Source organism: Nocardia sp. NPDC006982, from assembly GCF_042869435.1.
In the GTDB taxonomy this organism is placed as follows: Bacteria; Actinomycetota; Actinomycetes; order Mycobacteriales; family Mycobacteriaceae; genus Nocardia.
The window spans coordinates 676,242-699,824 of record NZ_JBIAFV010000001.1 but is presented as its reverse complement, the minus strand read 5'-3'; the positions used below and the strand labels follow the sequence as shown (position 1 = coordinate 699,824).

The 23,583-nt window shown below is 64.0% G+C and carries 26 protein-coding genes; 10 read left to right on the top strand and 16 right to left on the bottom strand.

The features are described from left to right. Nucleotides 1-11: 11 nt before the first annotated feature. Nucleotides 12-491, bottom strand: a complete 480-nt coding sequence (locus ACFYOW_RS03220; RefSeq protein WP_387284025.1) for a hypothetical protein — start codon at nucleotides 489-491, stop codon at nucleotides 12-14. Nucleotides 492-756: 265 nt separating this feature from the next. Here ACFYOW_RS03220 and ACFYOW_RS03215 point away from each other — a divergent pair, with 265 nt between their 5' ends. Beyond that, the gene (locus ACFYOW_RS03215) at nucleotides 757-1,161 is read left to right on the top strand and encodes a spore-associated protein A (RefSeq protein ID WP_364388105.1); all 405 of its coding nucleotides are present in this window, start codon (nucleotides 757-759) and stop codon (nucleotides 1,159-1,161) included. 455 nt (nucleotides 1,162-1,616) lie between these two features. Beyond that, a complete protein-coding gene (locus ACFYOW_RS03210) occupies nucleotides 1,617-2,381 on the top strand; it encodes a helix-turn-helix transcriptional regulator (protein ID WP_387284023.1) in 765 nt (254 codons plus the stop codon). 246 nt (nucleotides 2,382-2,627) lie between these two features. On the opposite strand, the gene ACFYOW_RS03205 is transcribed toward ACFYOW_RS03210, so the two are convergent. After that, complete coding sequence (locus tag ACFYOW_RS03205) at nucleotides 2,628-3,419, bottom strand: SDR family NAD(P)-dependent oxidoreductase (RefSeq protein ID WP_387284021.1); 792 nt, start codon at nucleotides 3,417-3,419, stop codon at nucleotides 2,628-2,630. Here ACFYOW_RS03205 and ACFYOW_RS03200 point away from each other — a divergent pair. Continuing rightward, a complete protein-coding gene (locus tag ACFYOW_RS03200) occupies nucleotides 3,348-4,394 on the top strand; it encodes a GntR family transcriptional regulator (protein ID WP_387284019.1) in 1,047 nt (348 codons plus the stop codon). The genes ACFYOW_RS03205 and ACFYOW_RS03200 overlap by 72 nt on opposite strands. Before the next feature lie 54 nt (nucleotides 4,395-4,448). Here the strand turns inward: ACFYOW_RS03200 and ACFYOW_RS03195 are convergent, their stop codons facing one another. The 13 genes from ACFYOW_RS03195 to ACFYOW_RS03135 form a co-directional block, all read right to left on the bottom strand. Then, entirely contained in the window at nucleotides 4,449-6,383 is a 1,935-nt protein-coding gene (locus tag ACFYOW_RS03195) for an FAD-dependent oxidoreductase (RefSeq protein ID WP_387284017.1), read from the bottom strand. 80 nt (nucleotides 6,384-6,463) lie between these two features. After that, the gene (locus tag ACFYOW_RS03190) at nucleotides 6,464-7,216 is read right to left on the bottom strand and encodes an Asp/Glu racemase (protein WP_387284015.1); all 753 of its coding nucleotides are present in this window, start codon (nucleotides 7,214-7,216) and stop codon (nucleotides 6,464-6,466) included. Nucleotides 7,217-7,281: 65 nt separating this feature from the next. After that, complete coding sequence (locus ACFYOW_RS03185; protein ID WP_387284013.1) at nucleotides 7,282-8,100, bottom strand: GntR family transcriptional regulator; 819 nt, start codon at nucleotides 8,098-8,100, stop codon at nucleotides 7,282-7,284. After that, complete coding sequence (locus ACFYOW_RS03180; RefSeq protein WP_387284011.1) at nucleotides 8,097-8,360, bottom strand: hypothetical protein; 264 nt, start codon at nucleotides 8,358-8,360, stop codon at nucleotides 8,097-8,099. The genes ACFYOW_RS03185 and ACFYOW_RS03180 overlap by 4 nt, the downstream gene beginning before the upstream one ends. Then, nucleotides 8,357-9,241, bottom strand: coding sequence for a carbon-nitrogen hydrolase family protein (locus ACFYOW_RS03175; RefSeq protein ID WP_387284009.1), 885 nt, complete (start codon nucleotides 9,239-9,241; stop codon nucleotides 8,357-8,359). Before ACFYOW_RS03175 ends, ACFYOW_RS03180 begins: the two co-directional genes overlap by 4 nt. Beyond that, nucleotides 9,238-10,374, bottom strand: coding sequence for a protocatechuate 3,4-dioxygenase (locus ACFYOW_RS03170; RefSeq protein ID WP_387284007.1), 1,137 nt, complete (start codon nucleotides 10,372-10,374; stop codon nucleotides 9,238-9,240). Before ACFYOW_RS03170 ends, ACFYOW_RS03175 begins: the two co-directional genes overlap by 4 nt. A gap of 5 nt (nucleotides 10,375-10,379) precedes the next feature. Further along, complete coding sequence (locus ACFYOW_RS03165; protein WP_387284006.1) at nucleotides 10,380-11,396, bottom strand: hypothetical protein; 1,017 nt, start codon at nucleotides 11,394-11,396, stop codon at nucleotides 10,380-10,382. A 62-nt stretch (nucleotides 11,397-11,458) separates the two neighbouring features. Beyond that, complete coding sequence (locus ACFYOW_RS03160; protein WP_387284004.1) at nucleotides 11,459-12,232, bottom strand: SDR family oxidoreductase; 774 nt, start codon at nucleotides 12,230-12,232, stop codon at nucleotides 11,459-11,461. Between the two features lie 9 nt (nucleotides 12,233-12,241). Beyond that, the gene (locus tag ACFYOW_RS03155) at nucleotides 12,242-12,433 is read right to left on the bottom strand and encodes a ferredoxin (RefSeq protein ID WP_387284003.1); all 192 of its coding nucleotides are present in this window, start codon (nucleotides 12,431-12,433) and stop codon (nucleotides 12,242-12,244) included. 2 nt (nucleotides 12,434-12,435) lie between these two features. After that, on the bottom strand, nucleotides 12,436-13,689 hold the full coding sequence (locus ACFYOW_RS03150) for an NADH-ubiquinone oxidoreductase-F iron-sulfur binding region domain-containing protein (protein ID WP_387284001.1): 1,254 nt from the start codon (nucleotides 13,687-13,689) through the stop codon (nucleotides 12,436-12,438). After that, nucleotides 13,686-14,336: an isochorismatase family protein gene (locus ACFYOW_RS03145; RefSeq protein ID WP_387283999.1), complete on the bottom strand. Its 651-nt coding sequence runs from the start codon at nucleotides 14,334-14,336 to the stop codon at nucleotides 13,686-13,688. Before ACFYOW_RS03145 ends, ACFYOW_RS03150 begins: the two co-directional genes overlap by 4 nt. Then, a complete protein-coding gene (locus tag ACFYOW_RS03140; RefSeq protein WP_387283998.1) occupies nucleotides 14,333-15,718 on the bottom strand; it encodes an aromatic ring-hydroxylating dioxygenase subunit alpha in 1,386 nt (461 codons plus the stop codon). Before ACFYOW_RS03140 ends, ACFYOW_RS03145 begins: the two co-directional genes overlap by 4 nt. An 81-nt stretch (nucleotides 15,719-15,799) precedes the next feature. After that, nucleotides 15,800-16,348, bottom strand: a complete 549-nt coding sequence (locus tag ACFYOW_RS03135) for a 3-phenylpropionate/cinnamic acid dioxygenase subunit beta (RefSeq protein ID WP_387283996.1) — start codon at nucleotides 16,346-16,348, stop codon at nucleotides 15,800-15,802. Between the two features lie 388 nt (nucleotides 16,349-16,736). Here ACFYOW_RS03135 and ACFYOW_RS03130 point away from each other — a divergent pair, with 388 nt between their 5' ends. After that, entirely contained in the window at nucleotides 16,737-17,003 is a 267-nt protein-coding gene (locus tag ACFYOW_RS03130) for a hypothetical protein (RefSeq protein WP_387283994.1), read from the top strand. Nucleotides 17,004-17,512: 509 nt separating this feature from the next. Then, the gene (locus ACFYOW_RS03125; protein ID WP_387283992.1) at nucleotides 17,513-18,862 is read left to right on the top strand and encodes a serine hydrolase domain-containing protein; all 1,350 of its coding nucleotides are present in this window, start codon (nucleotides 17,513-17,515) and stop codon (nucleotides 18,860-18,862) included. Nucleotides 18,863-19,934: 1,072 nt separating this feature from the next. On the opposite strand, the gene ACFYOW_RS03120 is transcribed toward ACFYOW_RS03125, so the two are convergent. Further along, nucleotides 19,935-20,600 carry a TetR/AcrR family transcriptional regulator gene (locus ACFYOW_RS03120; protein WP_387283990.1) on the bottom strand — a complete coding sequence of 222 codons (666 nt, stop codon included), beginning with the start codon at nucleotides 20,598-20,600 and terminating at the stop codon, nucleotides 19,935-19,937. 72 nt (nucleotides 20,601-20,672) lie between these two features. Here ACFYOW_RS03120 and ACFYOW_RS03115 point away from each other — a divergent pair, with 72 nt between their 5' ends. From ACFYOW_RS03115 to ACFYOW_RS03095, 5 genes are all read left to right on the top strand, one after another. Beyond that, complete coding sequence (locus tag ACFYOW_RS03115) at nucleotides 20,673-21,002, top strand: aldo/keto reductase (RefSeq protein ID WP_387283988.1); 330 nt, start codon at nucleotides 20,673-20,675, stop codon at nucleotides 21,000-21,002. Next, a complete protein-coding gene (locus ACFYOW_RS03110) occupies nucleotides 20,893-21,306 on the top strand; it encodes an aldo/keto reductase (protein ID WP_387283986.1) in 414 nt (137 codons plus the stop codon). Before ACFYOW_RS03115 ends, ACFYOW_RS03110 begins: the two co-directional genes overlap by 110 nt. Before the next feature lie 48 nt (nucleotides 21,307-21,354). Beyond that, a complete protein-coding gene (locus ACFYOW_RS03105; RefSeq protein WP_387283984.1) occupies nucleotides 21,355-21,789 on the top strand; it encodes a VOC family protein in 435 nt (144 codons plus the stop codon). Nucleotides 21,790-22,170: 381 nt separating this feature from the next. Further along, complete coding sequence (locus ACFYOW_RS03100; protein ID WP_387283982.1) at nucleotides 22,171-22,470, top strand: winged helix-turn-helix transcriptional regulator; 300 nt, start codon at nucleotides 22,171-22,173, stop codon at nucleotides 22,468-22,470. Nucleotides 22,471-22,563: 93 nt separating this feature from the next. Continuing rightward, complete coding sequence (locus ACFYOW_RS03095; RefSeq protein WP_387283980.1) at nucleotides 22,564-23,016, top strand: nuclear transport factor 2 family protein; 453 nt, start codon at nucleotides 22,564-22,566, stop codon at nucleotides 23,014-23,016. The last annotated feature ends 567 nt before the right edge of the window (nucleotides 23,017-23,583 follow it).

Sequence of the window (23,583 nt, the reverse complement as noted above, 5' to 3'; positions counted from 1 at the left end):
TCGATCGGGCGTCACTCGTCGGATGTGCTCACCGTAAGCGGGTCGGTCCAATACACCGCGTGGCCCCACAATTGCCACAGGACTCGACGGCGGCCTTGTCGGTGAGCTCGATGTGAGGACCGTCGTTCTGGTACTGCCAGGTGAGGCAGAGCTGTTCGATCACGGCGGTCAAGCGCCGATGCGGCGCTCTCGGGATCGAGCCCGGCACAGTAGCCCGCGGCCCGGGCCGCGCGGATATCGCGAGCGATGAGCGTATTCATGGGAGCCGAAAGTGGTGAATGCGCCGACGCCGTCGGTCGGTTCGTCTCGACGGCACCGTGGCGGACGGCGATCTGCAGCATCGCGCGCAGGACGATCTTGTGCTGCATGGCTTTACGGCGCAACCCCAAGCTCACCAGCCGCTCGAGATGCCGATCCAATTCTCCGGCGGTCGCTTGCCAGACCCGAAGGCTGCCCAGGGAGTTCTCGATCTTGGCGGATGGTGACAGCATCCCTGCTGGGATCGCAGATCGCGACGACAAACTACTGACGCAGATGGAATCACTCTCGGGCGGTGCGAGTCGGTTGCGGTCGTCCGATGCTTCCACGGACAGCCAGAGGGGAACGGGAAATTTCGAAACAGAGTGAACCATCATGTGGTGCACAGCGTTTCTTCTGGTAAGCCCTCGACGGTGTGTCAATAGCGTCGAGCGCCGTTCGGAGATCTTGCGCTACCCGCGTACGCGAGACTGCACGTCAAGAAGAAGAGGTTTCTACGTGATCAACGCCAAGAAGACAATTGCCGTGTGTGCGAGCGTAATCGGAATCACTGCCGGGATGGCGGTATTCCTCCCCGCGACGGCATCCGCGGCAACCTACGGTGGTCAGTGCGGTAAGGGATATGACGTGATCGATTCGCACGACATCGTCGGTGGCACCGCCTTTCTGACCTACAACGGTAAAAACAATTGCGTTGTCACCGTCCGGGACCAGGCGGGGAAACCCGTGCGGATGGGCGCCGGGCTCCGGCGGTCAGGGGATAGTCGCGCCGTAGTCGTCGACGACGCCGAATACACCGAGTTCGCGGGTCCGGTGAAGGTCGAGGCAAAGGGCGACTGCATCGACTGGGGCGGCCTCATCGGTGATGACGAGTGGCAGGTATTCAAAGTGCACTGCGGCTGAACGGCACGTGCCCGTTTTCAAGCCGGCGATCCTATCGCCGCCACGTAGCCCTGGCCTCCGAACCCGCACGGCGCCAACGCTTATGTAATCCGTGATCCAAACAATACTGGGTGCGACAAACGAGGGTTCACGGTCGGGGGTATCGGTTCGGGGCAGCCGACGAAGGTGAAATGGGTCGCGCAACCAGGGCGCGGAATGGAGGATTTGTCCGGTGGCAGATGTAGACACGTTGTTAGCGCAGGTGTGGAGCCCTGATGTTCGGCCGCTGGCAGAGGAGGCGTGGCGGTGTTACAACACCGGAGCTGTACGCGCGTGCATCGCCGAAACATGGACCGCTGTAGTGGTTTGCCGCGTCTGCCGTCCATGACACTGCTGGCCGAGGACTCTGCCACGCGTTAAGCCAGCTATACGGCGGACCCAGGAGTGCCGCCACGTGGAAGATGTGTCTGAGCTGCGTGTTTCGGTTCGATGGAGGCGTTGCTCATGGTTACCCCTTTCCGTGGTTCTCCTGGCTCGAGCAAGGGCGCAGCATCAATGTCAGTGTGCAGGTGTTGAATTCGGTTGCGCGGACGTTGTCGTTGGATGCCGCGGAGAAGGCGCATTTGTATCGGTTGGCGGATGTGCCGACGGTGCCTACTGCGCATGCGGGTACGGCTTTGCCGGAGGAGCTTCAGGTGATTTTGGATCATTTGGAGCCGTTGCCGGGTGTGGTGTTGAGTCCGCGTTATGACGTGCTGGCGCACAATAAGTCCTATGAGGCATTGTGTCCGGGGTTTGTGAAGGGGGAGCGGAATGTGGCTCGTCGGGTGTTTTTGACTCCGGAGTGCTGCAATACCTATCACCATAATTGGGATGATTTGCGGCGCATGGTGGGTTATCTGCGTGGTTCGTATGTGAAGAATCTCGGTGATCCGAGTTGGGAGGATTTCGTCTCCGAATTGTGCGCGGAGAGTGAGACTTTCGCTTCTTTGTGGGCTCGTAATGACGTCGCTGTTCCGGCTAGTCGTACGAAGCAGATCCGGAATCTGGCGGTGGGGGAGTTGGAGATGTTCTTGACGAGCATGTCGCTGCCTGCGCTGTCGCATGCGTGGATGCAGATTTATACGCCGGTTGATGAGGTGGCGTGGGTGAAGTTGCGTGAGTTGTTGGCGATGAGTGAGGAACAGCGGCAGCGGCCTTGGATCGAGCATCGCGAGCAGTATCACGCTGCCGCGGGGTAGTGGGAGGCTCGTTGCGTGAGCTGCCGTGGACCGGTTGCGACCCCGGCGTCCGAATGGAATATCAGGCCGGGCTCGACCGGTTGCCGTAGTGGTCACGCCGCCACCAATCCGTGCTGCCCGTCCTCGACCTCGATCACGACGAGATCGGCGAGGTAGCAATGGCATTCGATACCGACCGTGGCTGCTACGCGCGTGGGTGACGTGCCGGCCTGCTCCGTCGACGTATCCGGTTGCGACGTCCCGTTTTCAGAGCCGTCCGCCCGGCTTGGCGATACCCCGGATGGACAGGCCACTGTCGGCGGTCACCAGGGCACCGGTCATGGCCGCCGTCTCCGTGCGCGAGGCCAACAGGGTGAAGATCCCGTTATAGGCGTCGACTCCGGGGACCTCCTGCAACGGCAGCGCCTCCCGGGTGCCGTCCAGCACCGAATCCGACGGCTCCTGACCCAGCGAAGTGGTACCGCGCAAGCGGGTGGGGGCCACACCGGGGGCCACACCGTTGACCCGTACATCCGGCGCCAGCTCGTAGGCCAGCTGTTTGACCAGACCGTGCACAGCATGCTTCGAGGAGGTGTAGAGCACCCCGCCCCCGGCGGCATTGGTACTGGCGTACGACCCGGTGATGATCACACAGCCGCGCGAGGCGATCAGGGCCTCCAGGCTTGCCCGCACGCCTAGCAGCGGAGCCAGCACATTCACCCCGAACAGTTCCCGGAATGCCGAGGTGAGCTGGTCGCCGGGAATATCCTCGAGCGGGCGGGCAGCATCGCTTATGCCGGCATTGCCGACGAATACATCCACCCGGTTCCAGGCCGCGAGCGCGGATTCGACCGCAGCCACATTGCCCTCCCAGGTGGCCACATCCGCCACCAGGGGGCGTACGGCATCACCCAGCTCGGCACTCAGCTCGAGGACCTGTTCGGAGATATCGACCGCGACCACGCGGGCTCCTTCGGCCACATAGCGGTGCACGACGGCGCGGCCGATTCCCGCGCCCGCCCCGGTGAAAACGACGACCTGCCCATCCAAAGCGCCCACAGCGGGACCTCTTTCATATTCTGCGGCAATCGGCGGCAGCGCCGATCCACCATTTGTGTACATATCTGGATACAATTAAGTGGTTTCGCACACACGCGCGACCACCGAACAGCCTGTGAATCCGCCAGTAGCCCTAGGATGACGGCAATGACAGCCTCTGCTCGCCGAACCCGCGCTGGCACCACGGTCGATTCGATCTACCACACGCTCCGGGACCGGATCATTGCCGGGACTTATCAGCCCGGGCTGCGGCTGTCGCAGGCACAGTTGGCGGCCGAACTGGAAGTGAGCCGGACGCCGCTGCGTGAAGCGCTGCAGCGCCTGGAGGCCGACGCTCTGGTCGTTGCGCATGCCAATCGCGGAATGCATGTGGCGCCGGTGGTGAACTCCGAGACCGAGCAGAGTTACGCCCTGCGCCTGCTGCTGGAACCACCCACCGTCGGCGCCATCATCGAGACCCTGACCGACGGCGATATCGACGAGATGCAAACCCGTCTCAACGCCATGCGGGAACATCGGGCACACAGCCGGCGCTTCCAGGAGGCCCATCAGCTGTTCCATGATGTGGCCCTCGTCCGGTATCCCTCGACCTTCACCGAGCTGACCCGTTCGCTGCACACGATGATCCACCGGCATCAGAGCTTCTACCTGTCGCACGGCCGGACACCGGAAGATTTCATCGAAGCCGACCAGTACTTCCTCGATGCCATCCGGGCTCGTAATGCCCCGTCGGCCCGGCGGATCATGGAGTTTCACCTGATCGACGCGGCGGTTGGTCTCGTGCTCGACGCCGATCCCGACCACCGCTTCGATTCGCTGCTGCTTGCGATGCGCGGCCAGCAGATCGTCATCGAGCACGACAACGGGTACATCAAGCGCCCGGCGCCGATCTACTGGATCGATTCCGATCCTGTACTGCCCGATTTCACGACCTCCAATCTGGTTCTGCGCTACCCACCGCAACAGCAACACTGACCCGGATACCGGACCGGTGGAGGAGTCCCCCACCGGTCCGGTATTCAGCCGAAGTCAGACCTGGCGGGCGGCGGCGAACGCGGTGTGAATCGCGTCGTAAACCCGGCCGGGCCGCTGCGCGGAACCCACCACGTGAACGGCGATTCCGGCGCGACGCAACTCGTCGGCCGACCCGTCGGCCGCGGCCTCACGACCGAGCGCCAGCACCACCGTGTCGGCCGCAACGGTCTCGGTACCCGCCTCCGTGGCGACAACGACGCCGGCTGAGGTCACCTCGGTGACCCGGGCGCCGGTCCGCACCCGGATTCCGGCCTTGTCCATGAACACCGGCAGCTTCATAACGTCGTAGACGACCTCGTCACCGGTCATCAGCGCATCCTGCTGTTCCAGCACGAGCACCTCGGTGTCCGGCATTTCGGCGATCCGGAGTGCGGTTTCGCAACCCTGGAAACCACCGCCGATCACCACCACCCGGCCGCGCAAAGGCTGGTCGGCGCGCACCTTCGCCGCCTGGACGACCGCGATTCCATCGGCGATCGGGAACTCGGGCTCCCGCAACGGCGCACCGGTGGCCAGCACGACGTCATCCACGCCGCTGGCTACCAGGTCAGCGACGGTAGCCCGAGTGTGCACCACCTCGATATCGCGCTGTTTCACCTGATGCACCAAATGCTCGGCCAGCGCGGCGATATCCTGCTTCACCTGCGATCCCCGGGCATGCAGCAGCAGACCACCCAGCTCCTCCGCCTCGAACAGGCGCACCCGATAGCCACGATCGGCCAGAATGGCGGCGCTGCGCAGACCGGCAGGGCCACCACCGACCACCGCGACGGATTTGGCGACCGGAGCGGGCTCGATCGGGAACCGATACTCTTCCACCACAGTCGGATTCACGGTGCACCCCACCGAGCGGCCCTTGTCCAGACCCCGGAACAGGCATCCGTCGTTACAGCGGATACACGGGACGATATCCAGGACTCGTCCTTCCTGGGCCTTACGGGTCCAGTCGGGATCGGCGAGCATGGCCCGGCCCAGCGAGACGAAATCAGCCGAACCGGAGGCGATCACGTCCTCGGCGACTTCGGGTGAGACCAGCGAGCCGGACCCGATCACCGGGATGGACACCGCCGCTTTGATCTTCTCCCAGCCCCAGCGATGCGGAGCCCGGGTGTTGAACCAGGGACTGACCTCCCACTCCATGGTGGCGTGGTGACCACCTGAGGCATGGATGACATCGACACCATGAGCCTCGAGCAGTTTGCACAGTTCGACCGTCTCCTCGACCGGGAACCCATCCGGCTCGTAGTCGGTCACCGAAACCCGCACACTGAGCGGGAAATCACGTGGCACTTTCGCCCGGACCGCATCCACGATCCGGATCAGCACCCGGGAACGGTTCTCGAAGCTGCCGCCGTATTCGTCGGTGCGTGAATTGGTATGCGGGGACAAGAAATTGGTGATCATGTACCCGTGCCCGGCATGCACCTCGACCAGATCGAAACCGGCCTTCCACGCCCGCAGTGCCGCCGCGCCGAAAGCCTCGACGATCGCGTCGATCTCGGCGACGGTCAGCGGCTGAGGAATATTGCCCTCGATCGCCTCGACATAATCCCAGGAGCTGTCGGAGGCGGATTTCAACGGGAGGGTACCCAGGAACTTCTGCCGGCCGCCGTGCGCCAGCTGCAGACCGATTTTCGCACCGGCCCGGTGCACCTCGTCGACCAGCCATCCCCAGCCCGCGATGTGTTCGTGGCGGCTCATACCGGGCTGATTGTGAATGGCCTTGCTGGCGTCGTCGTCGACGTAGGTGTATTCGGTCATGATCAGGCCGACACCACCCTCGGCCAATCGCCGATAGTGGTTGACCATCCGCTCGCTGACCGTTCCGTCCACATTGGCGGACGCGGAACTATTGGGCGACTTGAGCACCCGATTGCGGATTTCGACCGTGCCGATGCGACCGGTCTGGAAAAGAGCGTCGAAACTCATGAAAATCTCGATTCGTGATTGGGCTGTGAAAAAGATCCGAGAGATGGGCTGTCATGAAGGGAGATGGGGTGGGGATCCGTTTACGGGGCCAGCAGAGCGCCGGCCCGCGGAACGACGGGGTCGAGATCCAGGCTGCGCAGCAGACGCCAGGTGGTGGCGGCAGCCGCGGACAACACCGGAATATCGAACTGCTGCTGCAGTGCGTCCAGCACCGGCAGCGATGGCATCTGTACGCAGGCGCTGATCACCAGCGCATCCGCACCCGAGGTCTGCACGGACCGGGCATGTTCCAGCAGATTCTGTGGATCGAGCCGGCCCACGGCGAGGTTGTCGGGCACCTCGAGGCTCAGCGAATCGACCACGGTGAAACCCTGGTGCTCGATGTAGTCGCAGACGGTCGCGGTGAGCGGCTTCATATAAGGAGTGACCACCGCGATTTTCTTGACATCCAGGTGGGCCAGCGCCTCGGTCAGCGCTCCGGCCGAGGACAGCACCGGAATATCGGCACCACTCTCCTCCTTGGCGACCCTGGCCAGCTTCGGTTCGGATTCACAGTGGTAGCCACGGCCCTGCGACATGATCGCCACCAGGCACGCGTACGCCATGACGTCCACCCGAGCATCCGCGAGTTCGGCCGCACAGCGCAGGGAGTCGGCATCCATGGCGGCGAGCTGTTCCGGGGTTACGTGCTGCATCCGCATCCGCGAGGAATGGAAGGTGAACTGCTCGTCGGGCCGGATCTCCTCGCGCGCCCGCAGCATCGCCGGGATCTCGGTCTCCATGGTGGTGTTGGAACTGGGCACGATCAAGCCCACGCGGTAGGAACTCGTCATCGTCGTATGTCTGCTTTCTGTGTCGTCATTTCGCGCCCGGCCGGTGGCCGGCGCTCGGCTGTGTGTCAGCGAGCCGAGGTCAAGTTGGTTGTCCGCAGAATCGGCAAATCCGATCCGGCGCCGCCGGCGTGCACGATCCGGGCCCGGCCGCCGCTACGCAGCCGATCCAGATCGTCGAGTCGACCGGCCTCCGCGGTGACCGCCACCGGCAGCGACCGGAACTCGTGGCCGCGATCGATGGCCATGATCAGTCCCAGCGCGGTGTCGATCAGGTGGAAGCCGAGGATGTGGCGGACCAGCTCGGCATCGCGGGCAATGACCGCGTCCAGGAGCAACTGATCGGTTCCGGTGACGTCCTCCACCACGACCGGGTGCGAAAAGTACAGCCGTTGGTGGCGGTCGATCCGGGACAGGTGCGAGTCGATCAGCTCACCGGTGGCCGCCGGGCACCGCCCGAGCATGACCCGGTGGTAGTCCCAGTGGGCCCGCTGAAAGTCGCGGGGTGAATTCCGGTGTCGGCGCATCCGTTCCAAGGCGGCGGCCATCGCATCGCTATCCGCCGCGGTGACCCGGTCCAGGACAGCCGACAACAGGGCCGGCTCGACGAGTAGCCGGATCGCGTACGAGTCCTCCACATCACCGAGCTCGAGGGGAGCAACGACAACACCCCGATTGGCCTGGCCCCGCACCAGATTCTCGGCTTCCAGCCGGCGCAACGCTTCCCGTAACGGCGTCCGCGACACCGCGAGTTCGGCTGCCAGCGCTACCTGTGACAAAGCGGTTCCAGGACCGTAGGTGCCGTTGACGATCCGCTCCCGCAGCACGAGATAGATGCCCTCGACGGCATCGCCCCGGCGCGTGCCGCCGCCCGTCGCGATGGTCACTCGTCCGCCGAACCGAACCCCACCGCGATCATGTGGCTGAAAAAGTCCGGGCTTTGGCCGGCCAGGGCTTCCAGCGCCATGGCGTCGAGCAGGATGCTCTGACCGGTGCGCGGTACGAAGAGTTGCAGCCGTTCACCATTACGGGTCCAGACCTTGCGGAACTGCACACCGGTGAACTCGTTACCGATACCGTTCCATTCAGCTGCCTCGACCACACCGGGTGGCAGATCGGACCGTGGGAATGGGGTCGTCTCGCTCATTGGATTTCCTCCGGAATCCGGTTCGTGACGCGCACCGAACGTGGCGATGCCCCGTACTCCTGCGCGCTGCGGCGACCCGCCAGGACATTCAATTTCGCCCTGGCCGCGGTCACCGCGGACAGATCCAGCTCGACCACCCGCACCGCCGCGGGTTCTTCGCCGAGGTCGGCGAGGACCTCACCCCACGGCGATACCGCGAGGGCGTGGCCATAGGTTTCGAAGGCGTCGGTGTAGGAGGGATCCGGCGCGTGCACGGTGGCCGGAGCCACCACATACGCGAGGTTTTCGATGGCCCGGGCACGTAACAATGTGTGCCAGTGGGCTTCTCCGGTGGACCGGACGAACGCGGCGGGTACCAGCAGCACCTCGGCTCCGGCGACGGCCAGCGCCCGGAACAGTTCCGGGAACCGGACGTCATAGCAGATGGTGAGCCCGATCCGGAGGCCGTCGAGTTCGAGGAGCACGGGCCCGGCGCCGGGCTGTTCGACCGAGGACGCCTCGAACGACTGGCCGCCGATATTGGCGTCGAACAGGTGCATCTTGTCGTAGCGCCCGGCCACCTCGCCGTCGGCGCCGATGACCACCGCGGAATTGAAGACACCGGCGTCGGTGCGGTTCTTCATTCCGCCCAACACCACGGCGACCCCGGATTCCGCTGCGGCCCGGCGCAATTCGCCGATCTCGGGCGCGTCCTCGGTGAAAGCGGCCGCCCGCATCTGGGCATTGCTGCCGAGCATCAGGCCGTTCTCCGGTAGCACCACGAGCTCGGCGCCGTCGGCGGCCGCCTCCCGGACGAGCCGGACGGCAGTCGCGAGATTGGCCTCGATATCGGTGGTGGCATGCCACTGGGTGAGCCCGACCCGCAGCGTCCGGTCGGTCACGCCGACTGCCCTGCCGCAGTCAGGGCCGAACGCTCGCGCTCGGCACGCGCCAGATCCATATTGACCACGGTCCAGCCACCGCCGGAGGCTTCCATCGGCTCGTAGCTGTACACGCAGCCGCGCACACCGGGGCCGATCAGACCGAGCATGATCATCCAGTTCTGGATCTCGTACTGGCCGTGTTCGAGCAGCGGATACGGTTCCAGCCCGCACAGGTCCAGGCCCCGGCCCGTCTCCAGCAATTTCAGGATGTAGGTGTCGAATTCGACATCCACGCCACCGAAATGGCCGGGATCGAGCCAATGGGACAGGCCGCCAGTGGCCAGGAACGCCACCTTCAGGCCGGATTCGGAGACCAGGCTGCGCAGCGCCTCACCGTAGCGGCGGGCATTGAACGGCGAGAAGCTGCGATGCGGCTGCGTGATGATCGGAATCACCGGCACATCCGGACGCGGCAGCACCAACCGCAACGGCACGATCAGACCGTGGTCCAGGTCGACCCGTTCGGCCTCCTCGACCTCGAGTCCGGCAGCGCGGACCGACTCGGCGATCGCGTGGGCGAACTCCGGGTGCCCGGTCAGTTCGAGGTCCAGATCGCTGCGCTTGAAGAACTCCATGGAACCGACGTGCTGGTTACCGACACCCACCACATAGTGACCGGTCTCGAAGCTCTGGAAATGGCAGTCCGCGGTCACCAGAACGACATCGGGGTCGGCGGCAACGAGATCCTGCTTCAGCCGGTCGTAACCCTCACGCAGTCGGCCGACCGCGTCGGCCGGGTCGATTTCCGGACGGGCCAGCAGATCCGGCACATGTGAGCAACCGCCGGCGAACACCACATTGCGGGGCACATCCGGATCGGGCAGAGGGATGGTTTCGTCCACGTGGAAACCGCCCTTGCTGGTGGTATCCCCGAGATTGTCGTTGAACCAGCGGCTCACCAGGATGGTCAGTCCGTCGTTGAGACCGATGGCGCGCAGTTTGTCCCGATTGCCGGACAGAATCGTCAGGGCCCATTCCTGCTCCACGCCGAGCAGTTCCGGGGCCCGGGCCGGTTCGGCCTTGACCTGTTCGAGTAGCTCGGTGTCGCGGGCCATCGCCAGGATGGCCCGTTCGATTGCGGCTTTGTCCATCACGCTCACTCCTCCACAACCAGCGCACCGTCACGAACCACGGCCTCGCCGTCGATCTCCACGGTGCAGCCACGCATCGGCACATCCAGATGGGCCGGGGTCTCCCGGTCGGCGAACCGGTTCGATCCGGTGGACCACATGAAATTGCCTGCGGTGGAACGCAATTCCTGCCCGTACAGGGTGCGGGCGTCGTAGACCTCGAAGGCCGACCAGCGTGCCTGCGGCAGCAGACCCCAGCCCATATGGCTGGTGGCCCACACCTCGGTGTCGCCCCATGCCTGGAAGTAGTCGTTGAGCACGTAGGCGTCGGTGCCCTTACCGGAAATCCGCCTGATGTAGCCCTTTTCGACCTCGATGGTGACCGTGTCCTGGACGTAACGCTGCCACGGGATCAGTGCGTCACCGGGCTGGAGCACGATAACGCCCTCGGCGGTGCGGTCGTTCGGGAAGCAGGCCACGAAACCGGACGGCCAGTGATCCCAGCGGCCCGCCTCGTCGACGTAGCCCCATTGATGGGTGATCGGCAGGCCGTCGCCGGAGATATCGGCGGTCAGATCGGTGCCCGCGGCGCTGGTGACATGCAGGGCCGAACCGGCCCGCAGCTTACGGCCACCGGATTCCACGGCTGCCCGCAGGTCCGGGCTGCCCATCAGCCGCTCCAGCACATCATTGGGTTCGGCCACGAACAGCATGCGCTTGCCGTTGCCGGTGATGCGGGTACGCACATCGGAATGGATGAGACCACCGACGGTCACGTCGACGACGAAATCGCATTCACCCGCGGCGGCCAGCAGCGGCGCGACCTCGCGGCCGTCCGGCTGATACGGCGGCAGCATTGGATTGGACAGGCTGGAGGCGTGCAATACCAGCACGCCGGCTCCCAGCTGCCGGGCAGCAGCCACGGCCGCATCGACGTACTCGGTCTTCTGGCCGAGTTCGGCGATCACGCCGACAGTCTCGTTCGCGGTCAGCTTGCACAGTTTGAACTGCTCGACAAAATTCTCGGTCAATGTCTTCGGCATGGAAATACCCCTCTCGATATGTGATTTCTGCAAAACCCGGCTGTCGTTCCGGAACTCGTGGATCAGTGGCTCGCGCGAACTGCCCCACCGTCCACCGGAATCGAGGCGCCGGTGATGAACGACGCCCGGGGTGAGGCGATGAAGGCGACAGCGTCGGCGATTTCCGATGCCTCCGCCCAACGTCCGACCGGGATATCGGCCACCACCTTGGCGATTTCCTCATCGACCTCGGTACCGTTGTTCTGCGATTTCATCTCGACGATGCGCTGCATCCGGTCGGTACCGGTCGCGCCCGGCATCACCTGGTTCACCCGCACACCGCTGAGCGCCAGCTCGGCAGCCAGCGATTTGACGAATGCCGACGCGGCGGAACGGTAGGATGCCGACAGCACGCCACCGGCCGCCGGCTGACGGACCCAGGTCGACGACAGCAGGATGATCGACCCGGAACCCTTGTCCCGCATCCGATTTCCAGCGGTAACAGCCAGCTGGACCACCGGCCGCAGCAGCAACTCGTGTGCGGCCTGCCAATCGTCCCAGGTGGTGTCCAGTGCCGGTTTGATCTGGGGGCCCGGGGTATTGAGCACCAGGACATCCAGCGGCCCGTACTTATCGATCACGGAATCGATCAGTTCGGCGGTGGCGGCGCCATCGCCCAGATCGTGCGGATAGGGCACGATCTGGCCGGAACCGAAGGTTTCGGTTCCGGAGCCGACGGACCGTGCCGCCGCGATAACCGTCATCCCCTCCGACGCCAGGCGTTCGGCGGTTGCTCGCCCGATACCGCGTGACGCGGCCGTCACCAGTGCGATGCCCCGTTCGAGACCCAGATACATTCTTCTCCTTCAGATTTCGCGAATCGCCTGCTGGCCGCACAGCCCGATCACGCGCCGGGCCAGTGCCTCGTCCCCGGTGGGGACCGTTCCGTCACCGATGGCGGAGGCGTAGCCCCAGTCGTCGGAGCGGAAGGTCGACGGGCACATCTCGAAACAGGTGCCGTAGCCGTCGCATTTGCTGTTGTCCACTTTCACCCGCATGATCAGGGCTCCCTTCGTGCGTTGCGGCGCTCGATCTCGACGGCTCCGGCACGGGCCAGCGCCGCCGCGCTGTCGATGAAGCCGCACACCCCGCGACCGGTCAGTTCGGAGCCCCACCGGCTGAGGTCGGCGATCTGCCGGGACACATCGTTACCCGCCAGGGCCTGCCGGAACGCCCGTGCGATCGCCTTGGTGCCGGTGAAGCACGAGCCGCACTGATGCGCACTTTCCATGGCGAACCAGCCACTCAATTCCTCGGCCACCGCGAGCAGATCGTCATCGGGGCCGAGCACGGTGATGGCGGCACAGCCCAGCCCGGTACCCGCGGCACGCATGGCGTCGTAGCAGCACTCGAGTGCGCTGTGGTCACCCACCGCAACACCGTTGAACCAGCCGCCGATGAGAGCGGCGGCCATCGGGCCCCGGGCGCCACCGGCCGCCGAAACCAATTCGGCCATAGTCGATCCCAGCGACATCTCGTACACCCCGGGCTCGCCGACCTGACCGGTGATGGTGAACAGGGAGGTACCTCGCGAGGAGGCGCTGCCGACCGTGGCGAATTCCGCGGCGCCGTAACGGCGGATCCAGGCCGCGTGCGCGAGGGTCTCGACATTGCTCACCAGAGTCGGCAGGCCGCGGACCCCCACCTCGAACGGCCGGGGCGGCTTGCTGGTCGGTTTGGCGGGCCAGCCGTTGAGGCACTGGACCACCGCCGATTCCTCACCGGCCACATATCCGGGCGGGCCCTGGTGCACCCGCAGGGTCACGCCCTCGGGAACCAGTCCGGCAGTGACGATTTCGGCGATGGCACGCTGCACCGAGGCAACCACTTCCGGCGCGGATGCATAGACGACGGCCTCCTTCGAACCGGTGACCGCGGCGGCCAGCAACAGACCATCCAGCACCAGATACGGCCGCCGGGTGAGCAGCCACGCGTCCTTGGACGATGCGGGTTCACCTTCGTGACCGTTGGCCACCACCACACTGTCGCCGGGGCCTGCCACCGAGGCCCATTTGCGGTAGGCCGGGAACCCGGCCCCACCGCGACCGCGCAGGCCGGACAGTTCCAACTCCGCGAGAAAAGCAGCCGCATCCACCGGCGCGCCGAAGAATCCCAGCGCACGTTCCTGCTCGAAACCCCATTCGGGCGATTCCACCCCGGGGACGACCAGCCGTCCGGGGGTGCCTGCGGCCACTCGGGCCGGTGTGTCGATGGCGGGCGCACGGTAGAGCGCCGACTGGAGGGTAGCGGTCATGAGAGTCCCCTCGAAATAGCTCGTGCGGTGGCGAGCGAGATCACCTCGCCGTACTTGGCATCGATATCGAGCAGTGCCGCCCGATGCGGGCCTTCCTCCCGGTCGCCCACGCACTCGCGGACCGCGAAGGCCGGGATATCGGCCGCGCACGCGTCGACAACCGTGGCGCGAATGCAGCCGGAGGTGGTGGCTCCCGCGACCAGCACCGTATCGATTCCGGCGGCCGTCAACCGGGCCGCAAGATCGGTGTGCGCGAACGCGGAGGCGGTCTGTTTGACCACCAGCGGGTCGTCGGAACGCATCCCCAGACGCTCATCGATCTGCACACTGCGATCACCGGTGCGCAGGCACCGCATCGCCGGCATCTTGCGCAGCCAGGTGCCCGCGATCCCGTCGGAGTCGGCGGGGAAGGCAATCGTGGTGAAGTACACCGGTATCCCGCTCGCGCGGGCGGTGTCGATCAGTTCTCGGGTGGCGGCCACGACGCCGTCGAGGTCGAACCCGGGACCGTACTGCGCCTCGGTGAATCCGTACTGCAGATCCACCACGAGCAGAGCCGGGCGTGATCCCGGAGACAGCGAACCGAGCAGGCCGCCGTCCCGGTAGCGAGCCCGGATCTGCTCCTCATCGGTGGTGGGGGCGCTCAAAACGAATGCTCCGGCCACTGACCCGGTTCCGAGCGCATGAGATCGGCGTAGTAGCCGTACATATTGCGCTGGACGCCCTCTTCGTACCGGGTCCAGTACACCTTGCCGGGGCCCGGCCAGTCCTGCACCGGGTGGGCCATGCCGATTCCCGGCATACCCATTTCGTAGTTCAGTTCGAAATCCAGCAGCTCGGCGGCCACCGAACGTCCGGTGCGACCGACCGTGATCCACGGTTCGGTGTCGTCCATCTCGAACGCCCCACCCAGCGAGAAGGTGCCCAGCCCGGCCCGGTAGGCACGGTCCTTCTGCTCGGGGGTCATGTTCTTGTAGCCGAGGAACCAGTTCCACATCTCCACCTGGCCGGGCCCCTTGGGCTGCCAGCAGCGCACGGTGAGCACACCGGTCGGCGGATGGTTGGCGCCGTCCTCGGTCATCGGCAGCGCCAGGATCGAGAAGTTCGGGAACACATTGCCCACCAGCACCCGTGAGCGCCGGGCGACCTCGAGCTGCTCGGGGCTGATACTCGCCGCGGAGAAGTGGTTCTCGGCCAGGTCCTCCGGGAAACCGAAGAACTTGGGTCCCGGCTCGTTCGGATCGTCTGCCATGGAGAACGAGAGCGAATGTCCGGGTGAGGCCTGGATGTGGTAGCCCATCATGTTCTCGCTGAACGGCACGGGGAAGGCGCCGATGCTGTACACCGACTTGTGCAGCGTGCCCAGGTGGTAGTCGTCGCCGGAGAAGTTGTCGGCGCCGGACTTCCAGTTCGCGTCGAGCACGAACCGCTGCGGCTTACCCAGGACCTCGACGCCATCGGCGTCCAGGCCGAACAGCAGGTCCATATACCAGGCCATCCCGCCGAGGTATTCGCGCAACGGGGGTGCGGTCGGGTCCAGGGTGGCGAAGATGAGCCCGTGAAACGACTCCACCTGCGCGGCCTTGCTCAGACCGTTGTCGGCCTTGCTCATATTGCCGAAGGCGTTCTTCCACAGCGGAGCGCCCACGAGCGTGCCGTCGGAGGAATAGGTCCAGCCGTGGTAGGGGCAGCGGAAATGTGACGAGTTGCCGGAATCGGCCCGGCAGATCTGCACACCGCGGTGCTTACACGCGTCGAACAGGACATGGATCTGGCCGAATTCGTCACGGGTGACGACGAAGTTGTCCTCACCGATACGGCGGACCATATAGTCGCCGTTGGCCGCGATCTCGGATTCGTGACCGAGGTAGACCCAGGCCCGGCCGAAGACCCGGCGCAGTTCGGCCTGGTGTACATCGGGGTTGCCGAAGATATTGGACGGGATTCGTCCCTCCGGCAATCCGGTCTCGATCCGGTCCATCAATTGCTGGACTCTGGGGGAAAGCGTGCTTTCCTGTGCCGCCGTCATACGTCGCTCCTGGGCTGAATGGGCTGTGGTGGCTAAGGATTGGATTGGACCGCGGGCGAGGGCTTGCTCACCGAATCGTGGTCAGAAGAACAGCGAGAGGTTGTGGGTACCGATGACGGTGAGATCCAGGTACACCACCCGGTGCAGCAGCTTGAGGCGTCCGTCTTCACGGCGCAGCACGTCGCGGCGCTCACCGGAGAGCATCTGTGGATTCGTCTGATCCTGGCGGGTCCGGTAGATCAGGATGTTGCTGCGTGCCCGCAGGTAATCGGGATCGCCGTTTTCGTGCTCGGACACCCGGATATTGGTGACGAAATGCCGCACGCGGGACGGCGGGTCCTCGGCCCAGGCATACAGCGTTTCGCCGCGGGCCACGCGCGATCGGAGCGATCCGAGGTTCTCGTTGAGGTGGAAGGTGTCCGACGAGAACCCGAACCCGCGGGCTCGTTCCACCGTCTCGCGGACCGGCATTTCGTAGACGATGTCAGGGCTCACCATGTCGTTGAGCCACTCGCGTTCGTCGAGGTCATCGAGCAGCTCGGCCTCGAGCAGCATGAAGTCGACAACTTCGGCATGCCGTTGATCGCTGGACGCGATCCGGTGCCGCGTCACTATGTGTTGTTGGGTCAATTCCGTCCCCTAAAACTGCATACAGTTGTGGATGCAGATGCATCGTGACTCGAGTCGCAGCCGAATGCAAGCCCTGATCGAAAGGAATCTGAGGCCGATCGCGCCGGAATGGATTTGTCGTACCCGGATGACCAGGCCGAGTGCTGCCTGTGGCCTCGTCCGGCCGATGCCTTGCCGGGCGACGGGACCGGTCTGAGGCGTTCCAGACCAGCGTCCTGCTGGTCTGGCCCTAGTGGGTGCCAGTCGCTGCGCCGCCGGGGTGACGCACCGGTCCGCAGGGCCGGTTGGGCCCTTCGATGCGCTCGAGGTGATTCGCATCGATGCGGGGCATGCCGATCTCGTGGTGGTGCGCGAAATTCGTTGTGCCCGAATGAACCTGGAGTCGTTGGTGGACGAAACGAAAGCGGGTTGGCAGCCGGTGAAGCCGTGGCCGACCCCGGTGCCGGAGGTCGTCTGGGAGTTTGTGCGGGCACACGCCTTTGCGAATCCGGCGCGCGGACACCGCAAGATTTGGTCCATGTTCCGCCACGGCGGGCGCCGCGTGTCCGAGGGTACGGTGGCGCGGATTCTCCGGGAGGAAGGCGGATCCCTTCTTGCCGACTATCAGCGGGAACGCAGAAAACTTGCTCAGCGCACAGGGGCGCGTTCGCGGTGATGCCGTTGCGGCCGAATCTGGTGTGGCAGTTGGATTTCTCGCAAGTTCGAAAACCCATCGGGTGGGGTGTGGCGGCTGGCAGCCGGGAATGCTACGGGCGCGGCTGTCTGCATATCCTGAATCGTGATTCATCTGTTGGTCGTAGTTGCCCTTGTTTGTGTTCCTTTGGGGCACCTACTCAGCCAACCATTCGACCTACACGTTTCCGCGTTATAGATGTTCAGAGACGGCCATTTACCTGCAGAAATGCTGTCGCAGGTTGGCGCCCTCGGCAGGGCACGCAAAACATGGGAGGAGTCCTGATACGACGAATAGCCCCCTCAGCCCGTGGCTCGGGTTCACGTGGTCGTCGCAGAAGGGCATGGTTCGCAGAATGGACACGCTGCCGATGTCCTGCAAGAGGAGTCTTGGGGTATTCGACGTCGAGCGGGACGCCCGGCTTGTATTCGGCTGAACCATATTCGGCCTGTTGTCCTCTCCGACCCGATTGGACACGATAGCCTTTCGCTATGGGTCGCATTTGCAGATTCCTGGCCGGAACTGCGGCGGTATCGCTGGTCGCGGGGAGCGTTGTCGCCGGGAGCGCGCACGCCGCGCCCGCCGAGCAGCTGTCGTGTGGAGTGTCCTCCGGGCGAGAGCCAGAACGGGCGGCCCCGGAACAGGTTGGACTGGATTCGGGAATACTCGCGGACGCCGTGGCATTCGCGAGCGCGCGTAATCGGTTGAATGTGCAGGTGTTCCGGCACAACTGCCTGATCGGTGAGGGGCCGACGAACGACGCGACCGGGAATGTCGCCTGGAATATCTGGAGTGCGACGAAGAGTGTTATGTCGTTGCTCGCCGGAATAGCCTGGGATCAGGGGAAACTCGATATAGCAGCGCCGATCGATCGGTATCTGCCGCCCGGACTCGGTGATGCGCAGCATCGGTCGATCACCGTGGAGAATCTGCTGACCGAATCGTCTGGCCTGGCGGTGGGTATACTCTCCGAGGGTATCACCGGGGTGATTCCGATCGATCCGAATAGTGCCGTGCAGGCGCTCGGAGTGCCGTTGGAGAATCCGCCGGGCGCGGCATTCAGTTACAGCGAACGCGCTGTCGATCTGCTCGCCTATGTCATCGAATTGGCCATCGGGGAACCGCTGCAGCAGTTCGCGCAGCGTGAGCTTTTCGATCCGCTCGGCATCGAACGCGGTGATTATTATTGGGCGCGCGATCGCGCCGGTCACACCTACGGATACGCCCATCTGCTGATACCGCCGAACAATTTCGCGAAGCTCGGCCTGCTGGTGAGCAACAACGGACGCTGGGGCACACGGCAACTCGTCTCCGAGACCTATCTGCGTATGGCACGCCAGCCGTCACCAGCGAACAAGTGCTTCGGCTACCTGTTCTGGATCGGCCTCGGATGCTCTGAGAACTCCGGCTTCCAGCCCGCCGACATGTACTTCATGGTCGGACTCGGCATGCAGAACGTCTTCATCGTGCCGAGTCTGGATTTGACGGTGGTGTGGACCGGAGTCTTCGGAAATGTCAGCAACCAAGGCATTGCGGGGGCCCTGCAGAACACCACGGAGTTGCCGCACGAATTCTTCCGCCGACTGTTCGCGGCATTCCAGGACCATCCGGTGCCCGATCCCGGTCCGTATGTCGAACCGCCGCCACGCGAGGATCCGGGCGAGTACGTGAATACGAATCTGCTGATCGCCGTCTTCGGTATCGGGCCCGCGGCATATCCGGGCTGCAATGTCTTCAGCTGCCTGAACTACCCGTTGGCACCACCATTAGCGGATACCCCGCCGGGCTGCGTCGTTCAAGTCTGCCTCGGTCCGGATCCGCGCACGCCCGGCATCCGCTGAATCGGACGCCGAAGAAGGGGCGCCTATCAGCTCGGAAATCCAGGCGTCAGCGCTCATGTCGCTGCGAGATCCGGGTCGACGGTGTCTTGGCCGGCTTCACCGCGTTCGCGCGCTCTGAGCGCACGATCACTGGCGGCGGCGACCAGGAGCGTTTCGTTTACTTTCTTCGGAATTCGCGCCAGGGCGGAGAACTGCGACTGCCCACCGCCCGACTCCGATCTCACACTGCGGAGATGATCGAAGCCGCTCTCGGGACTGTGCATGCCCGCGATGACAGCGCGATCCGAGGATGCGCGGCCCGCATTACCGCCGCCAAGCGGTTGGTGTCTCACAGCGTGCTCCGACAGGCCGGTTTCGCCACTTGCCCTTGCGATCCGCGTTCTGCGGGCAACTGCGAAGTTGATGTGTACATCAAGAGGTTTGATTATATGTATCATCGAAAATTATTGGGGCGCTGGCACATTGATCCGTCCTCAGGCGATGAAGGCGATGTCGTCTGGCGAGCCCGAGCTCCAGTCCAGTAGCCCATCGCCACGCTGGTCGTTTCGGTGGACGTCGGTGATGTGTGGCCGTCGTCCATCTGCCAAGGTCCGTTCAGCGGCACCCCGGACCATCCTGCGACTGCGGACTGCGGTCAATGTTACCGATACGGCTGCAGAACCACGCGATGCAACTGTGCACCAGTAGGCCCAAGAACTCTCTTGCTCGCGATCCCGCTCCCTCGCGGATTAGCATGAAGACACCAGCGGCCTGGACCATTCAGCATCCCCCACAGATCCACCGAACCGCGAATCGGTCGGGTCTCCACTTTTCTTCGTCGATCTCACCACCGACACTGGAGAAACATAAGACCCATGACGCTCGACATCTGAACCGTCGACTTCGTGAGGCCCTACTACCAACGTGCGCTGGACCTACCGGCTGACGGGGCCGAGTAATTTGGTCGAGGAAGGGTATGTGGTCGTGCGTAACCCGACCGCGCGCCCACCCTTGCGCAAGTTTTGGGCGGCGGAACTGTATTTCCCGAAACCCCGACTGTTCTGGTGGGCTGTGGCAATCGCGGCCGACGGCTTCAGCCGCCGGCCCTCACTGGACCGCCGGGACTAGCGCCGTAATAAAGGGCGCTCATCCATATGTGGGTCAGCACGTCTATCAGCGTTTCCTGGTTGTCGAAGGGGGCCACATTGATGGCAGCGAGATAGTAAAGGCGCTCGCCGAGCCACGTCAGGGTCGCGGCGAGGGCGTTCGTATCCGGTATGTCGGGGCGCAGAATGCCCGCAGCGCGATCGGCTTCCAGTCTGGCTGCCGTCGCGGCGGTGAATGTGTTCATCTGCTCCAGCCACAGCGCGGTGAGTCCGGGGTCGCTACGCCAGTTTTCGACGATCGCTCGTAATACGGGTGCCTGCTCGTACCACAACTGGGCACCCTGACTGACGCCGTACCGTACCGCTGCTCGGCGCTCGTCGGCCTCCTGCCGGCCAAGCCATGGTTGCGCTGCCTCATGACCGCCCGCGACGGCTTGGCGGACCAGTTCGGCCAGCACATCGTGCTTTCTTCCGAAATAGAAATAGAAGCTGCCGCGCGCTACATCGGCGCGAGCGAGAATATCGGCCACGCTGAGCTCGTCGAAACGTCGTTCGGCCAGCAGCGCACGCGTCGCATCCACAATGTCCTGCCGGACCGCGCGCCCCTCTTCCTGGCGGGGACGTCGAGCTGCCGGTTTGCCTGCAGTCACCATCTCCCAATCGTAACCGGGCGCTGGACACATCGTCTAGACAGTCTGTCTAGACAATGTGTATAGTCAGGCGATATGAAGTACCCGACATTGGGACGTAGCGGATTGCGAGTCTCGGAGGCTTTCCTGGGAGCTATGGGCTTCGGCGAGGATTGGGGCTGGGGAGCGTCGATAGCCGAGTGCCGGAAGATGTTCACGGCATACGCCGAAGCGGGCGGCAACGTCATCGACACCGCCAACCGGTACACCGAGGGTTCCAGTGAACGCATCGTCGGCGACCTCCTCGCCGCCGAGCGTGACCGGTTCGTCCTGGCCACCAGCCCGGGGCATCCTTTCAGGCAAGTTCACCCGCACCGGCGCTACCGCCGGATCGCGCATCAGCCGCGACGCCATTTCCGAACGTGAGCTGACGATTGCCAGAGCGGTCGACTCCGTCGCCGATGATCTCGGCGTCAGCTCATCGCAGGTTGCCCTGGCATGGACCCGAGCTCAGCACGCCTGGGTGCATCCGATCCTCGGTGCCCGGACGCTCGACCAATTGGTCGATAGCCTCGGGGCATTCGAACTGCGGCTGCCGACCGACGCTGTGCGGCGGCTCAACGACGCCGCAGCCTTCGACCTCGGCTTTCCACAAGATTTCATCGAGATGTCCCACGATTTCGTTTACGGCCCGGTCAACCAGAACGTCATCTCACGGTCTCGAACCTGACGCATACCAGCCCGTGACAAACAAGTCAGTACTACCGGAGAGGAAATCATGCCGACAATCTCGCCCCATCTCGTCGTCGACAATGCCATCGAAGCCGCGAATTGGTATCGCGACGTCTTCGGTGCAGTGGAGATCAGCCGAATTCCGTTGCCGGAGGGCGGCGTTCTGGCGATCGGCCTGCGCATCGGTGACACCGAGGTCCACCTCGCCGACGAACATCCGGATATGGGGATCATATCGCCGTCGACCCTCGGCGGCCATTACCTTGCATTGCAGGTCGAAACCGACGACGTGGATGCCACATTCGAACGCGCCCTCGGGGCCGGTGCGACCGAGTTCCATCCGCTGTCGGACACCTTCTACGGTGACCGGGCCGGGCAATTCATCGATCCCTACGGTCACCGCTGGGGTGTATACAAGCACATCCGCGAAGTCTCGGCCGACGAGATCGCCGCTGAGGTCGCGAAGGTGTTCGGAGCCTGATCGGTCAGTGAGCCTTTCCGAGTGGCGGCGAGTTGTCCGGGCAAGTTGGGGAGCAAATCCGCCCAATCCGGCGCTACGGAGTTACCGCATGGTGCGGTTGCGGGCTCGACGGTCGGCCATGGGATCCGTAACCGACCGTATCCGCTGCTGGCCAGTCCGTCGCCGACGGCCACAGACGAGGTCGCCTGAACTACCTCATCCGCAGGTCTCGACAACATCTTGACAGCCTCCTGAAGAGGTTTCCCCCTGCCAAAGTACGGAAATGATTGATACCAGGTCGTTGTCGTTGCGGCGGGGTGCAAATCGGCACTAACCCGGTCGACGGTCGTACTCGGCTTACGCGGCGGCAATGGCGCTCCGGTGCCGGGTCGGCCACCCGGCATGCGTCAACAGAGGTGGTCTCGGATGTCCTCGATCACGTCTCCGGCAATCGGAGTATCGGCATCTTGGTCGCGGGCCGCGCAAGGTCCGGTCCGTTTCACCGAACTCGAACAATCGATAAGGGGAATCAGCGGACGCATGCTCACGCTGAAGCTACGCAGGTTTGAGCGCGACGGCTTGCTCACGCGCACCGTATACCCAACGGTGCCGCCGAAGGTCGAGTACACCCTCACCGACATGGCCCCGGGAGCTGCACGAGCCGGGCAATCCTGGCTGGCCAGGGCTGACACATCGATGTGACTGTGGGACATAAAGTGCTTCCTTCCGCCCCTGTCCATCGTGGCTGTTCATGTACCAGTAACAAATCGTGCACCTATAGACGAGGCGGATCATATGTCCCCGATTTCCCCGCAGATTCAGGAACTCACCGACCGTGCCGGTATCCTGGATACGGTTGTGGCGTACGCGACGGCTCTGGACACCAAGGACTGGGAAACGCTGGCCGCGTTGTTCACTGATGACGCACGCTGGGAATACAGCGCAACAAGCGAACGACTCGACGGCCCGACCGCAATTGTCGCCCGGATCAGCACCAGCCTCGAACAGCTCGACGCCACCCAGCATTTAAACGGCAACCATGTCATCACTCTGCATCAGGACGAGGCGGAACACACGTGCTACTACCACGCCCAGCACATACGTCGGGGCCTGCCCGGCGGTGAAAATTTCCTCGCCGGCGGAAGCTACCACGACCGGTTGCGGCGCACTACGAACGGCTGGCGATTCGTCTCGCGCAAACTGAGTAGTAGTTGGACCGACGGCAACCCCGCCGTCATCAGTCAATAAGGAATCACAGTTCACCTGCTAATACGAATGGGCACCATCGCAGCCGGGAGCAATAACGGCCCAACTTCCACAACAGCAAGCGCCCCGAGCAGCCGGTCTACATCACCTTTACGACCGTGTCGCCTGCCGCCATGGAGGTCGCTTTAACCTCAACATCCACAGGTACTGACAATATCTCCCGGCAGGCGCCCTGAGGCGCCTCCCGGGGATCGGCAGTTTCCCGCAGTGAGTACCGGGTTGATCTGTGTACCAGGGGGCCGCCATAGTCCTGAAGTGACTGTGTGAGCAGCGGTTTCGCGTGTCGTTGAGGGCGGGCGCGGCCGCTTTCGGTGATGATCTTGGTTACCACACACAGGATCGTCTGAAAGCTGCTGCCGTGCCCGCGTTGTCATCATCTCTTGTCTTGGCCGTGTGTGCTGAATCGGGCGCCGATCCGACGGTCCCGCCCGACGTTCATGGCCTCTATTCAGCTGGTTCGGTTCCGGGGGGCGCTGGTTTAGCGTTGCGTTGGCTTGTCGCGCTTACTGTTTGTTGATAACGGTGTCGTCGTGCGGCGACGCTGGAGTG

Bases quoted from the DNA above. Each gene is read 5' to 3' on its own strand.
- ACFYOW_RS03220 (WP_387284025.1), bottom strand. From the start codon at position 491: ATGCTGTCACCATCCGCCAAGATCGAGAACTCCCTGGGCAGCCTTCGG.
- ACFYOW_RS03195 (WP_387284017.1), bottom strand. From the start codon at position 6,383: ATGAGTTTCGACGCTCTTTTCCAGACCGGTCGCATCGGCACGGTCGAA.
- ACFYOW_RS03190 (WP_387284015.1), bottom strand. From the start codon at position 7,216: ATGACGAGTTCCTACCGCGTGGGCTTGATCGTGCCCAGTTCCAACACC.
- ACFYOW_RS03180 (WP_387284011.1), bottom strand. From the start codon at position 8,360: ATGAGCGAGACGACCCCATTCCCACGGTCCGATCTGCCACCCGGTGTG.
- ACFYOW_RS03170 (WP_387284007.1), bottom strand. From the start codon at position 10,374: ATGGACAAAGCCGCAATCGAACGGGCCATCCTGGCGATGGCCCGCGAC.
- ACFYOW_RS03165 (WP_387284006.1), bottom strand. From the start codon at position 11,396: ATGCCGAAGACATTGACCGAGAATTTTGTCGAGCAGTTCAAACTGTGC.
- ACFYOW_RS03160 (WP_387284004.1), bottom strand. From the start codon at position 12,232: ATGTATCTGGGTCTCGAACGGGGCATCGCACTGGTGACGGCCGCGTCA.
- ACFYOW_RS03155 (WP_387284003.1), bottom strand. From the start codon at position 12,433: ATGCGGGTGAAAGTGGACAACAGCAAATGCGACGGCTACGGCACCTGT.
- ACFYOW_RS03150 (WP_387284001.1), bottom strand. From the start codon at position 13,689: ATGACCGCTACCCTCCAGTCGGCGCTCTACCGTGCGCCCGCCATCGAC.
- ACFYOW_RS03140 (WP_387283998.1), bottom strand. From the start codon at position 15,718: ATGACGGCGGCACAGGAAAGCACGCTTTCCCCCAGAGTCCAGCAATTG.
- ACFYOW_RS03125 (WP_387283992.1), top strand. From the start codon at position 17,513: ATGGGTCGCATTTGCAGATTCCTGGCCGGAACTGCGGCGGTATCGCTG.
- ACFYOW_RS03120 (WP_387283990.1), bottom strand. From the start codon at position 20,600: ATGGTGACTGCAGGCAAACCGGCAGCTCGACGTCCCCGCCAGGAAGAG.
- ACFYOW_RS03115 (WP_387283988.1), top strand. From the start codon at position 20,673: ATGAAGTACCCGACATTGGGACGTAGCGGATTGCGAGTCTCGGAGGCT.
- ACFYOW_RS03105 (WP_387283984.1), top strand. From the start codon at position 21,355: ATGCCGACAATCTCGCCCCATCTCGTCGTCGACAATGCCATCGAAGCC.
- ACFYOW_RS03100 (WP_387283982.1), top strand. From the start codon at position 22,171: ATGCGTCAACAGAGGTGGTCTCGGATGTCCTCGATCACGTCTCCGGCA.
- ACFYOW_RS03095 (WP_387283980.1), top strand. From the start codon at position 22,564: ATGTCCCCGATTTCCCCGCAGATTCAGGAACTCACCGACCGTGCCGGT.